Origin of the sequence: Luteibacter aegosomaticola (genome assembly GCF_023078475.1) — a bacterium.
GTDB lineage: Bacteria > Pseudomonadota > Gammaproteobacteria > Xanthomonadales > Rhodanobacteraceae > Luteibacter > Luteibacter aegosomaticola.
This window is the reverse complement of record NZ_CP095741.1, coordinates 2,822,891-2,835,648: the sequence shown is the minus strand read 5'-3', so window position 1 is coordinate 2,835,648 and position 12,758 is coordinate 2,822,891. Positions and strand designations below refer to the sequence as shown.

Below are 12,758 nucleotides of genomic sequence, written 5' to 3'. Positions count from 1 at the left end.
GGACGGGTCGTGCGTCTACGACTATCGATCCAGTTCCAGGGAACCCGCTCCATGCGTCTTCGTCTTGCTGCCCCGGCCGCCCTGGCCGCGGCCCTCGTGCTCGCCTTTTCAGTCACCACGCCGGCTTTCGCGGATACGCCAAGGGAGACGGCCGTGGATATCGACGTGCCGGCCGCCCCGCTTGGCCAGGCATTGAACACCCTCGCCGCGCAGCTGCACGTGCAGCTGGCGGTCGATCCCGCCCTGGTGCGCAACCTGCAGGCGCCGGCGATCAGTGGCCACTACACCTCGCGGCAGGCGCTCACCCGCATCCTCGCCGGTACCCACCTCGTCGCCACCGAAAAAGACGGCGTGCTGCTGATCCAGGTGAGCAGCGACGCGCGCACCTCGACCACGTCGCTCGACGCGATCACTGTCACCGGCCTCACCTCGGGCTATGTGGCCCACGAAACCATGGCGGCGACGAAGACCAGCACGCCCTTGCTCGAAACGCCGCAGTCGATCACCGTGATCACCCGCGACCAGCTGGATGCGCGGGCGGTGGAGAGCGTGAGCCAGGCCCTGCGTTACACCCCGGGCGTGCTTGCCGAAGAATTCGGCGGCGTGGAGACCAAGGCGGACTACTTCTCGCTGCGTGGCTTCCCCGATGCCAATCCGTACCTCGACGGACTTTCCACGCTCACCTACTTCACGGTGCTGGCGCCCGTGATCGAGACCGAAGGCCTGGACCGCGTGGAAGTGCTGCGCGGCCCTTCATCGGTGCTGTACGGCCAGGCCACCAGCCCGGGCGGCATGGTGAACGTGGTGAGCAAGCACCCACTGGATACGCCGTTGCACGAAGTATCCGCCGCCACCGGTGCGTACGGGCGGGCACAGGCGTCGTTCGATCTCTCCGGCCCGCTGGATAAGGACCGCCAGTGGCTGTACCGCGTCACCGGGCTGGGGCTGGACACCAGCACCCAGACCGACCATGTGCGCGACAAGCGCGTCTTCATCGCCCCGGCCGTGACGTGGGCGCCCTCGGATGACACGCACCTCACCTTGCTCACGCACTACAGCTACCGCGACGCCAACAGCCCGCCCAACGACCTGCCGATGCAGGGCACGTTGTGGGGCAACCCGAACGGCAAGATCCCTTCGGATTTCTACGACGGCGATCCGAACTTCGATCGCTTCGCGCGTCGCGAGTACGCGGTGGGGTACGAGTTCGAACACCGCTTCAATGATGTGTTCACCTTCCGCCAGAACGCACGCTATGCGCATGCGAACCTGGACTATTCGATCATCGGCTCCGCCGGGCTCGAGGACGATCTGCGCACGCTGGATCGCTACGGCTTCCGCACGCAGGCGAGCAGTGACGTGGCGGGCGTGGACAACCAGGCGGAGTTCCGCTTCGACACGGGCAAGGTGCGCCACACGCTGCTCGCCGGCGTCGACTACCTGCATGCGGAAGATCGCTGGGCCGAACAGGATCCGGAGATTCCCTCGCTGGACATCTATGCGCCGCTGTACGGAATCACCGTCGACCTGCCGCCGGTCGATTACAGCGTGACCCACACCATCCGCCAGCTGGGCACGTATGCCCAGGACCAGATGCGCATCGACCACTGGGCAGCCACGGTAAGCGTGCGCCAGGATTGGGCGAGCACGCAGACGATCGACCGCCTCGAAGGAACCAGCGATACGCAGAAGTCCAATCGCTTCACCTGGCGCGCGGGCCTGGTCTACCTGTTCGATAACGGCATCGCGCCGTACATCAATGCCTCGACGGCGTTCACACCGTCCACCGGCACGTCGTTCGAAGGCTCACCGTTCAAACCGAACCTTGGCAAGAGCTACGAGGCAGGCGTGAAATTCCAGCCGCGTGGCCAGAACAGCTATGTCATGGCGTCGGTGTACCAGCTCACCCAGTCCAACGTGCTCACCACAGACCTCGACCACCCGGAATTCCAGGTGCAGTCGGGCGAAGTGCGCGTGCGTGGCGCGGAGCTTTCCGCCGTCGCCGATCTCGGCAACGGGCTGAGCCTTATCACCGGCTACACCTGGATGAACGGCGTGCAGCTGCGCAACAACGACGGCACGCAGGGCAAGCGCCCGCGTGACGTGCCGCGCAACATGGCCAACCTTTGGCTGGACAAGACGTTCCTCTCCGGCGCGCTGCGTGGCTTCGGCGTGGCGGGCGGCCTGCGTTACGTCGGCTCGACCTACGGCGACCTGGCCAACACGATCCGCTTGCCCTCCACCACGCTGGTCGATGCGGCAATCCGCTATGAGATCCCGCAGTGGCGTTTCTCGCTGAACGCACAGAACCTGTTCGACAAGGAATACATCGGTAGCTGCCAAGGTGAGCTGGGTTGCCAGTACGGCCTGCGCCGCGCCTGGATGGCCAAAGCCACCTTCAGCTGGTAAAGCACGGTGAAGAGCAGCACCCTGAAGGCGTGGGACCGCGTGCATAGGTGGTCCAGCCTGGTCGCGACGGCATTCCTGCTGGTGGCGTGCCTTACCGGGCTGCCGCTGGTGTTCTCGGATGAGATCATTGATGCGTTCGACCCGTCACTGCCGCGGCTCTCGGCGCAACCGGGGCACGCTCCGCTCGACGCGATGCTCGCCTCGGTGGAGCGTGCACAACCCGGTGCGGTCGTGGTGGCCACCTTCCTTGATCCACGGCATGCCCGGGTGGCAGTCACCACGGCGCCAACGTGGGCCGCGTTTCGCGACGACCCCGATCATGCCGTAAGCACCGTGTTCGATGCGGCGACCGGTGCCGAAGTGGTGACGGGCCGTGCGGACAATGGCCCGGGCGATGCCTTCATCAACGCGGTGCACGATATTCACGAATCGATGTTCATGGGAAACACCGGCACGTGGGTCATGCTGACGGTGGCGTTGTGCTTCCTCGCTTCCCTGGTTTCCGGCGTGGTCATCTACGCACCGTTCAACCGTGGTGCCGGCTTCGGCAAGGTAAGGCGCAAACGCACGCGCCAGGCGTGGCTGGATCGGCACAATTTCCACGGGATCGTGCTGGTCGCGTGGGCCTGCGTGGTTGCCTTCACCGGCTTGCTCAACGAGCTCGAGCGTCCCTTGTTCGACCTGTGGCAGGCGAAGGAAGTGACACCACGAATCGCCGGCGCGGATGTGGGTGTTCCACCGGCAGGGCCGGCAGCGAGGGTATCGCTGGATGCGGCGCTCGCCACGGCAACGCGCGCCGTGCCGGGCATGCTCGTCACCGGCGTGGTCTTTCCCGGCAGCCCGTACGGCACGCCAGTGCATTTCATTTTCTGGGCGCGCGGCGCCAGCACGCTCACGGCCGAGCTGTATCAGCCGGTGATGGTGGATGCGCGAACCGGCACGGTGACGGCCGTGCTGCCGATGCCATGGTACCTGCGCAGCACCGAGCTGTCGCGGCCACTGCATTTTGGCAACGGCGGTGGGCTCGCCATGAAGACAGTCTGGGCGCTGCTCGACCTGTTGTTGATAGCGGTGCTGTGCAGCGGCCTTTACCTGTGGCTGAGCCGACGAAGAAAACTGACCTAGCCCGGGCCGCCCACCGGCCGGCGCGCGGCAAGGCTTCTGGAGGTCGCATGACCGGTCATCCTCGACACCTCGCGCATCCTGCGGCCGCGAAGCTTGGAAGATTCTCGTAGCAATCGGACCAGGGGGCGCGGCGCTTGAGGGTCGTATCCTTTGGCGCAGCCACCGTCCTTGGTTGCTATTGGCAGACGAGGACCGGGACGCGAGTGCTGAGCAGGACCTTGTGCGTCTCACTCCCGAGCAGCAGTCGGTCGAGGCCCTGGCGGCCGTGTGAGCCCATGACGATGAGGTCACAGCCTTCCCGTTCTGCAATGGCGACAATCTCGCAGTAGGGTCGGCCGTCGACGACACTGCGCAATTCGCATGGGACCCCATGGGCCTTGGCCAGGCGCTGGACGCGTTCAAGACACTCGGCATCTTCCCTTGACGCCTCATCAGGAGTCGGTATGGCGCCTTCAATCCCTTGTGCAAAGTAAGCGTACGCGGGGAGCGCCGGGACAACGTGAAGGGCAAGGACCCGCGCGCCAAGGCGTGACGCGAGGTCGATGGCCTGCTTGGCGGCGCGATCCGATACGTCCGAACCGTCGGTTGCGATGAGGATATGCTGGAACATGACCATTCTCCGCGGGCAGTGCGGGAATCGTATCGGGTTGTGGTGCGGGGTTATCCAGGGCGGCCCGGGGCACTGTGTCGCATGCGACTGACCGTGCCCGCATCCCCATACCCGGCGCCAGGGGGCGGGTGGACCCAGCGCTTACGTCCTCACGAGCGTCACTGATGGGACCTGTATGCTCAGCGCTGGGAGGACGGACAATGACACAGACGATTTGCCAGGGGTGCGGCAATGCCGCCGAAGTCGCGCAACGCATCACGATGGCCTTTCAACCGATCGTCGATGTCCGTGCGCGGACGGTCTTCGCCCACGAAGCGCTGGTCCGTGGAAACAACGGCGAGGGTGCCAGCGCAGTGCTTGCATCGGTGCGGCATGAGAACCGGTATGCCTTCGATCAAGCCTGCCGGATTGTAGCGATCCGGACAGCCGCTCTCGTTGAGCCGCCCGGGATGCTGTCTATCAACTTCCTGCCGAATGCCGTGTACAACCCCGAGCATTGCCTCCAGGCGACGCTTGCTGCAGCCGCGGCGGCGCATTGGCCCCTGGGGCGGGTCATCTTCGAAGTCACGGAGCACGAGGAGGTCACCGACCACGAGCATCTGGTGGGCATCCTGACGGCATACAAGGCGCATGGTTTTCTCACCGCGATCGACGATTTTGGGGCAGGTTACGCAGGACTGAATCTGCTCGCTGACTTCCAGCCGGATCTGGTGAAGCTCGACATCGGTCTGGTCCGGGGCATCCATGCTAGCCGCCCTCGGCAACTCATCGTCCGCCATGTCGTTGACCTCTGCCACGGCCTCGCGATCCGGGTGATCGGCGAAGGGGTCGAGACGCTGGACGAATGCCGTGCGCTCCTTGACCTCGGGGTGTCGCTGCAGCAAGGGTTTTTGTTCGCGCAGCCCGCTGTCGCCACGGTCCCTGCGATCTCATGGCCGAGGCTCGACGACGCGATACGATGAAAAACGGCGCGCTCGCAACGCTGCCTCGGACGATGCCACCCGCTGTCACGCACTGCACACCCGCCGTGTCCCATAACCGTCAAGTGGCGAAAGGTGACTCAGCAACCGCCTGGAGTCTCAGACTGGGCAATGACGGGTGTATCTCGCCCTGTACGCAAGCGGGGTAAGTCCTGTGCTTGCCTTGAAGACGCGAGTGAAGTGCGCCTGATCGCTGAAACCGCATGTCGATGAAATTGCGCCAACCCGCTCATGGGTCGTACCCAGCAGCATTCGGGCATGTTCGATTTGCGCGGCCCTGTACCGGTGGTGCGGAAGGTCGGCGCGCGCCGCGTGGTCGTCTGACGTCGGAGTCCGGACCGTCAACATTGGCCCTGGGTGGCCACCGGCATGCGACGAGGAGAGCTGCATTCGACTTGCCGACCCATCGATGTGGGGAGGTGTCTCACGTGACGCGACAGGAATTGACGCACCCTCCGAGTGATCCTTGAAGAGTTGCAGCGCGCGGAGAAGGTAGTGGGTGCACGCCACGGTGTCCGGCGGGGAGGTGCAGTCAAGGCATCGTTGCGCTTCCCGCACAAGTCGCAGGGCCTCGGTCGAGGTCAGCCAAGTGGGGAGAGGGGTTAGGGGGCCTGCCATCTCATCAGTACCAGTCAAATCATCGCAACCCTACACCTTGTCCGGGCATCCTGTTCCCCCAAACCGGGGATTCGCCATGTTCGGCGCAAACGCGTGCAAACGAGCGTAGCCTGCTGCAATTTCTGGTTCCCGAATGGCGCCCCATTGGCGCCTTCCACACATGCGGCCACGTCGATTCTGGCCTGGATTCATGGCAGCATGGCGCGCGCCTGGACCGATGGCCGGAGAGAATTGAAGAGAAAATGCCGGTATGGTTCCCGCGATACCCCGTTCGGCTTGGCTATGCCCTTTGCCTGCCTGCGGAGCAGGCGCCGCGCGTCGGAGGGCAGCATCGGTTAGGCGCGGAAGCCCGCACGGCGTCGCGGAACGAAGACCTCTCTCCCGGTCGTCTCGTGTGGCGACAGCTCCGCTGCAATTGTGAGGACGAATACAGGGGGAGATACGACCGCCGGGCGACCCGCGCCCAGTCGTCGGTACCGGGATCTCATCCCTCGTCAGCCTCTCGGGCACCTATCCTCTCGGTACCGGACGCAGACGCGCGAATCCGGACACCACCATCGGAGAGCAATCGACGCACCTTCGACTGGATGTCGTCACGAACCTCTGCAAGTGATTGTGAGGAGCCCAGCATTTCGGCCGGCGGATTGCCGGAGGCAGGGAAAACAGCGTGCCACACGAATGGGGAACTTGCATCATCCTGGGTCGCCGTTACTTCCGCGAGCAACGAGGCGCCGGTGCGATCGATGCATTGAAAGCTGAAATGGATGGGGCGGGGCAGTGTATGCACAAGTCACTCCTTGCATGCTTTCACAGGTCGCGAGTATGTGGAACTTCGTCCATCCATCCAGCACGGCGCTGCATCACCCATTCGACTTCACGGGCGAAAGCGTCGGGAATGTAGCCGCCATTGAGCATGTTTTCGAGCAAGAGGGGGTTTACCTGCAGGCAGTGCGCCTTGGCTGCAACGCCGACGATACCCTCGTCTTCGAGCTCTTCGAGGACAGCGCGCAAATTTCCACGTCTGTTAACTTGCTGGCAATCCACAAACCAACCAGGCATCGAGTCCGACCACGGTCCTATTCGGCTTTCAATGGTGTGTGACAGTGCAATTAGCGCTGCCCCGAGTTCGGTCTCGCCGGAGCGGGGAGTCGCAAGGGCAGTGATAACGCGGTGTGCTGCGAGCACGATTCCAAGAGCCTCATCGGCGGCGGCAGCCGTCGCAATTCGGCCCGCCCGGAACATGGCTTCTTCAATTTCGCCACATTCAATCGATGACGCGAGGGCGTGGGCGTCATCCACAATTTCGTGGAGGTCCATCCCAGTCTCCGTTGTTTCGCCTGTAGACGCATTGAGAATGGCAGAGGCTACCGGCGCTTGGCAACTTTCCCCGGGATAAATTGCGAAATTCGTTGGTCGAGGCTCCGGCGCGTGGCCGTGCCGTGATGCGCTGGTCCATCCGTGAGGCATCCGCACCTGGCCGTCCGATTCAGTTGCAGCCCTTTTTTGGCTGCAAAGCGCCAAAGAGGATGGCCCGGTTCCGACCACTGCGCTTGGCGGAGTAAAGGGCCGCGTCGGCTTTCCTCAGGAGGGTAAGGGCATCCGCACCGTCGTCAGGAATACATGCGATGCCGACACTCAACGTCACGTGAAGGGGGATGCCCTGCCAGAAAAAAGGAGCCGCCGCCGCCTCGATGAGCAATCCGGCGCGCGCCAGCGCACCTGAAGGGTCATTCACCGGGCGCAACAGCGCCACGAATTCGTCACCGCCAAGCCGGCAGACGACGTCAAGCGGTCTGGCAATTGCGACAAGCCGGCGGCCGAATTGGCGCAGCAGTTCGTCCCCGGCATCATGCCCGTAGGTGTCGTTGACTGCTTTGAACCCGTCGAGGTCCATGTAGAGCAGCGCAAGGCAGGCGTCCCCTGCGCGGGCGGCCAATGCGTCGCGTGTTCGCTGTTCAAAGACCATCCGGTTGGGAAGACCCGTCAACGGGTCGGCCTCCGCGAGCTGACGCATACGGTCAGCGACAGCTTGGGCAATGCTCACGTCGCGGACCACCAACACCCCTCCGGCAAGTTCTCCGTTTCGCATCTCAATGGGCGCGGCAACATCCTCGACGTCGAGAAAAATGCGCTCATCGAGAACGAGTCTTCGGGGTTGAAGCATATCGACCAGGCGACGTTCAACGAGTGCGCGGCGCAGCGAACTCTCGCTTGGTTTTCCGGATCCATCGACAAGTTTTACCACCTCCTCAATCGGGTGGCCCACCAAGGTCGCCGCGGGTCTCTCGAGCAGCGTTTGAGCGCGCCTGTTTGCGAAGGTGACGATGCCTGCTTCATCGGTTGTAATCACCGCGTCACCAATGGAATCGAGTGTGACCTGCGCCATCTCATTTGCTTTGAACAGATTCTCTTCGAGTTCCTTGCGCTCGGAGACATCGGTGACCATGATGTAAAACCCTGTAATGGTGCCATCTGCCATGAACTCAGGCGTATACGTTACGTCGCCGACGAAGTCGCGTCCCCTAATGTGCTGGCGAGGCATCTCAAAGTGCACGGTCTTCCCACCCAGCGCTTGCTGAACGTACTGCGCGATGCCGCCATACGCAGTCTCTCCGAGGAAATTCCGCATTGATTCGCCGAGGGTCGGCGCGGCATCGAACCACACGCCGTAGGTCGCGTTGACGAAGCGATAGCGCTCCGAACAGTCCACACGTGCAATGAGCGCTGGTACGGCATCGGTGATGCGCTGCAGCTGATGACGGCTGCGGGTCAGCTCCTCCTGCAGAAGCATCTCCGGCGTGATATTACGCAGGACCGCAACGAACCCCGTCACATCGTCCCCGACGCGGACGGGGCACGCATGGGCGTGGGCCCACAGCCTTTCGCCCGTACGGCTGCGCATCCGGAACACCTCGTCGAGTTCTGTAGCTTCGTCGAGCAGGCGGTTCCACGCGCGGACCAATCGCTCTCGATCGTCAGCGTGGAGGCCTTCACGCATTGTCTCTACCACGCTCGTTCCGCGTTCGGTACCGACGAGCTCTTCTGCATCCTCATTGAGCCATGTCGGGCGTCCGGTCTTGTCGGCGTGGAACACCGCAAGTGGTGCCGCATCAATGAATGCCTCGAGTTCGCTGCGTTGGCGTGCCGTCGTCCGTAGGGCCTCGTCGAGACTGCGGATGAGCCGCGCCGCGGTATGTCTCGTCCTGCGCAGAGAGAGGATGGACCAGCTGACGAGTGCGACAAGGACAAGGCCAGCAGCGGAGAGCACGGCGTTCTCTCTTTCTTCGAGAACGCTGAGGCGGTCCTGCTGCGCTTTGCTGAACACGTGTATCCCATCCATGAGCTGCGCGTTGATGCCTTGATAATAATCCCCCATCAGGGTCTCGATTCGTGCCTCACGCTCGTTGGCGTCCGGATCGCCCAATAGGGACTCTGCGGTATCAATGCGCCGCTGCAGCTGCGCACCGATCTCGCTGATTGATCGCGCCTGCGCCGTATCGGGGGTCCCCAGGGTCTGCAGCCGGGAAAGATGAGCCTGTCCTTGTCTGACAGTGCTGCGCCAGTCGTCGCGTGCGTTCTTGTCGCCCTTGATGACCCAGGCACCCATTCGCAGTCGCATCTTCTGAACGTCATCGGCGAGCGAATCGGCGGCAAAGAGCATCTTGTATCCGACGCTGACCCGATGCTGGACAACCAGCAGGCCGACGGAACTGAACAGCGCGGCGATGGTCAGGAGGACGACAAGCCTGGTACTCGCCTTGAGGCTGCGGTCCACGAGGTGGGAAAGCTGTTGTGGCAACATGGGGAAATCGGGTGAGGGGTGTCGTCCCGAATCTATCACTCAATGTCGGCTGGCAAATGGCGGTGCTTGGCAGGTTTATGCGATGACTTGGTCTCCCGCGCCGTGTCGCTGGCACGGGCCAAGGGGATCCCCAATACCCCTTGCCGCAGGCGTGCATCTGGCATCAATTCGGATTCGTCAACACGCAATCGACCACTTTGCCTGTCTTCGAACCGGAACGTCGAACATGCTATGTGGGGCAAAGGGGGCTGACCTTGCCTGGGCGGAGAACGGGCGTCCCGCGCCGAGGCCCCAGTCGCGGGAATGCGTCGCCTGCATCCACTTTTATTCCCGATACCATCAATCGGGAGGGCGGCCTCGGCCGGCGTCGACATGCGGTGTCCGTCGTGGAGAGGTTCGGGGGATGCAGGGGGATAAGGGAGGTGGACCTTGTTCACCCCTCTTTACCCGCGGTGTCGTGCCCTGCATGCTGTCGTGTCAATAGGCTGCACCAATTGGGAGACGCCATGGAACAACGCATCGTCGTCACTGACGAGCACGGCCGGCATCTGGTGGCCCTCGTCACGCATGACTGGCTCGGCCGCGAGGTGGTGTGGTCTGCAGAAATCGAAGGGAAGATCCTGAGCGTTCCCCTGACCGGCACCGCGGAGGACAAAGGGAGCATCCCTGCGGCTGTGCAGATGACCGTCCTCCGCTGGGGTATTCGCGCGGTTGCCGATTTTTAGCCGGACCGCCACGACAATTGGCAAGAGGACGACTTTCGGACTCGCGGCTTCACCGGTGCCAGCCTCCACATCTGGGGTGCAAACAGCGCTGCCAGGGCGGCAAGTACAGGTGCTCAGGGTCACCCGTCCTTTTCAGTTGCGCTGTTTGACTCAGCTTTTTTCGGATCGCAAACCGCTGCGGCTGGCGCGGGACGGATTTTGCAGGCGGGTATGATTTTCGCTCTTTGGACCTTGACGGTCATGGCGGGCAGTCAAGGACGGACAGACGACAATCCGGGTGCAGGCGGTCAACGCTTTGCCATGCTCGGCCAGTGGGAAACGCGCCTACTCAACGGCGCGACAAAAGGGCGAGGACGCGTCTCATACGGTCTGGTCGCAAGCAGGCACATCTGGATGGTCGGGGTCGACGTCGTCCGGCGCGGCGGGCACGCAGGTACCCATGTCAGGAAGGTCTTCCGGATTTGTCCTTCTCGGCCATTGGCGTTGTTGGCGTCGCAACCTCGCGGGACATCACACTCCGCCTCTTACGGGTACGGTGGTCAACGCCCGCTCCGGGGTCCGCACAATTGGGGACACAAGTGGTTTCCCTCGATGAGATCGCCGAGAGGGGCGCCACAGCGGGAGCATATGCCGGTTGCTTCGATCATTGGACGGGATGCCTGCAAGGGAGTCGGATTGCCGTGGTGATGGTGGACATCTGGTTCGAGGTGCGACAGTCCACGGGAAGACGTAGCCCGGGCCTGCACAGGAAGGTTGCAGGCACACCGGGCGCCAGCTGCCAAGCCAGTAACCTTTTCCATGATGCACATCCGGAGGCAAGGGCGCGTGGACGGCGACTGCGATCTCTCCAATCACGAATGTGAAAGAATGGTCGCTCAACCATTGCCGTGGGATGCCGAAACAAAGGGGGCCGGGCGCTCGCCGGCGCATCGGAGCTCATTGATGTTCGGAAAGGTCATCTGGTTTCACAAGGATCTCGGCATGGGGCTGATTGAACGCGCTGGCGGGTTCACCGTCGGCTCGGTGGAAAGCGGCATTCTGACGCTCGGCGGTCGGGTGGAAGGAGATTTTCTCGGTGAAGGGATGACGGTGATTCAAGACCTCGAATCGTCCGCGCAGGTCACGTTTTTCGTGGAAGCGGACGCGGTCACGGAAGAAGAGGCCAATGAGCTGCTGGGGATCGTTCGCGGCTGAAGGTGTAGCCCAGAGTCGATCTGACGAGGCACGTGCTGCAAGCGTCTAGGACCTTGCGCCAGGGCCATCAGCGTTCGCGCAGGGCGTGGCCGAGTCACCCCGGGGCAACCTGGGGAAGAACGGCTTGCCCGTCTGTGCCCGCCGCCCCCCGCACACGCTCCCGTTTCGGGTCGTGGTGCATCAAGCGCGATGCTGCGCTTGATCGTGGGGCCCGAGCGAATCGAGGATGAGTCGCCCGGCCTCGGTAATGCGCCACCATCCGTCGCCATCCTCGTATGCAAGGCCGTGAGCCTGCAGGTCGCGGCAGGGCGTCTTGTCCAGCGTCCGGACGGCAAGGAAGGCAGTGTCGGCCAGCTGTCGCAGCGTGAGCAACTGCGTTGGAGTGAGCTTCGGCGACATGGAAATTACCCCTGATGTGGCCGCAATCGAACCATGGACCCAGGTCAGCGACTAGGGCGTTTTTCGGCAAATTGTGTCCCTAGAGCAAGGGTAAACGGGTTGCAGGATAGGGCAGGGCGAGAACGGTCACCCGGATCCCGGCGGTCAGTCGGTCGGCGGCTGCGAGTCGCCGCCGTGGACCTCGTCGGGGGGGATTGCAGTCAGACCGATGGCAGGTGGCTCTTGGAACGAGGTCAGGCCGGTCGTGGGGCGATAGGTCCTGCCGACCGACAAAGTCGTTGAAGAAGTGGCAATGTGCCGACTACGTGTTGTTGATGCCCAACCGTGTTTACTGGCTAATTGAAGTGGAGCATGCCATGAGCGATGACACGAAAAAGCGCGGGCCCGCGGACGCAAAGCGCATCAATGTGAAGGAGGACTACGAGCTCGAGTACTGGACCAGGGCTCTCGGCGTTTCCCCCGAGCAGCTCAGGCGTGCCGTCCAGCGGGTCGGGCCCATGGCCGACGACGTCAGAGCCGAATTGCGACGCCGCCGGTGACGCGGTGCGCCGAGGCGACCGCTTGTGATACCCCTTTTCGAACGCTGTTTGGAGCACCTCATCGCGCAGGGGCAGCATAGCCGTTGGCCGGCGTTAGAGGCGGCGGCTCGACGTAGTCCATGCGGGGTGCGGCCGATGGCGAAGGCGCGCAAGTGTGGCCCCCGCTGTCTCCATCAGCGCTCTGCCTGACGTCTTGCAGCCGATGGCCGCAGGTACGGTCGGGGGTGCAAAAATGAGACACGGACTAAAGGTTTCAGAAGCGCTGCCGATAACGCTGGAGTGGTGGGCGGTGAACCGCCTGCGAGCCCGGATGTGCCTGAGGCGGGGACACTTGCCGCAGTCCGTCTCGCGCGAGAA

11 protein-coding genes are annotated in these 12,758 nt (G+C 63.2%); 6 read left to right on the top strand and 5 right to left on the bottom strand.

Annotation, left to right across the window (positions count from 1 at the left end; all coding sequences use genetic code 11):
- Positions 1-51 precede the first annotated feature (51 nt).
- Positions 52-2,409, top strand: coding sequence for a TonB-dependent siderophore receptor (locus tag L2Y96_RS12460; RefSeq protein WP_247326057.1), 2,358 nt, complete (start codon positions 52-54; stop codon positions 2,407-2,409).
- Positions 2,410-2,415: 6 nt separating this feature from the next.
- Positions 2,416-3,534, top strand: a complete 1,119-nt coding sequence (locus tag L2Y96_RS12455) for a PepSY-associated TM helix domain-containing protein (protein ID WP_247326055.1) — start codon at positions 2,416-2,418, stop codon at positions 3,532-3,534.
- Positions 3,535-3,709: 175 nt separating this feature from the next.
- Here the strand turns inward: L2Y96_RS12455 and L2Y96_RS12450 are convergent, their stop codons facing one another.
- Positions 3,710-4,144 (bottom strand): universal stress protein, encoded by a 435-nt coding sequence (locus L2Y96_RS12450; RefSeq protein WP_247326054.1) that lies wholly within the window; start codon positions 4,142-4,144, stop codon positions 3,710-3,712.
- 200 nt (positions 4,145-4,344) lie between these two features.
- Here L2Y96_RS12450 and L2Y96_RS12445 point away from each other — a divergent pair, with 200 nt between their 5' ends.
- Positions 4,345-5,106 (top strand): EAL domain-containing protein, encoded by a 762-nt coding sequence (locus tag L2Y96_RS12445; RefSeq protein ID WP_247326052.1) that lies wholly within the window; start codon positions 4,345-4,347, stop codon positions 5,104-5,106.
- Between the two features lie 117 nt (positions 5,107-5,223).
- Here the strand turns inward: L2Y96_RS12445 and L2Y96_RS12440 are convergent, their stop codons facing one another.
- From L2Y96_RS12440 to L2Y96_RS12430, 3 genes are all read right to left on the bottom strand, one after another.
- Positions 5,224-5,376, bottom strand: a complete 153-nt coding sequence (locus L2Y96_RS12440; RefSeq protein ID WP_247326050.1) for a helix-turn-helix domain-containing protein — start codon at positions 5,374-5,376, stop codon at positions 5,224-5,226.
- Positions 5,377-6,549: 1,173 nt separating this feature from the next.
- Positions 6,550-7,059: a hypothetical protein gene (locus tag L2Y96_RS12435; protein WP_247326047.1), complete on the bottom strand. Its 510-nt coding sequence runs from the start codon at positions 7,057-7,059 to the stop codon at positions 6,550-6,552.
- 169 nt (positions 7,060-7,228) lie between these two features.
- Positions 7,229-9,544, bottom strand: a complete 2,316-nt coding sequence (locus L2Y96_RS12430) for a sensor domain-containing diguanylate cyclase (RefSeq protein WP_247326044.1) — start codon at positions 9,542-9,544, stop codon at positions 7,229-7,231.
- Positions 9,545-10,050: 506 nt separating this feature from the next.
- On the opposite strand from L2Y96_RS12430, the gene L2Y96_RS12425 reads away from it, so the two are divergent.
- Both L2Y96_RS12425 and L2Y96_RS12420 read left to right on the top strand, forming a co-directional pair.
- Positions 10,051-10,269, top strand: coding sequence for a hypothetical protein (locus L2Y96_RS12425; protein ID WP_247326043.1), 219 nt, complete (start codon positions 10,051-10,053; stop codon positions 10,267-10,269).
- Positions 10,270-11,067: 798 nt separating this feature from the next.
- Entirely contained in the window at positions 11,068-11,463 is a 396-nt protein-coding gene (locus tag L2Y96_RS12420; RefSeq protein ID WP_247326041.1) for a hypothetical protein, read from the top strand.
- 180 nt (positions 11,464-11,643) lie between these two features.
- On the opposite strand, the gene L2Y96_RS12415 is transcribed toward L2Y96_RS12420, so the two are convergent.
- Positions 11,644-11,862 carry a hypothetical protein gene (locus tag L2Y96_RS12415; protein ID WP_247326039.1) on the bottom strand — a complete coding sequence of 73 codons (219 nt, stop codon included), beginning with the start codon at positions 11,860-11,862 and terminating at the stop codon, positions 11,644-11,646.
- A 356-nt stretch (positions 11,863-12,218) separates the two neighbouring features.
- Here L2Y96_RS12415 and L2Y96_RS12410 point away from each other — a divergent pair, with 356 nt between their 5' ends.
- Positions 12,219-12,401 (top strand): DUF3606 domain-containing protein, encoded by a 183-nt coding sequence (locus L2Y96_RS12410; RefSeq protein WP_247326037.1) that lies wholly within the window; start codon positions 12,219-12,221, stop codon positions 12,399-12,401.
- Positions 12,402-12,758 lie beyond the last annotated feature (357 nt).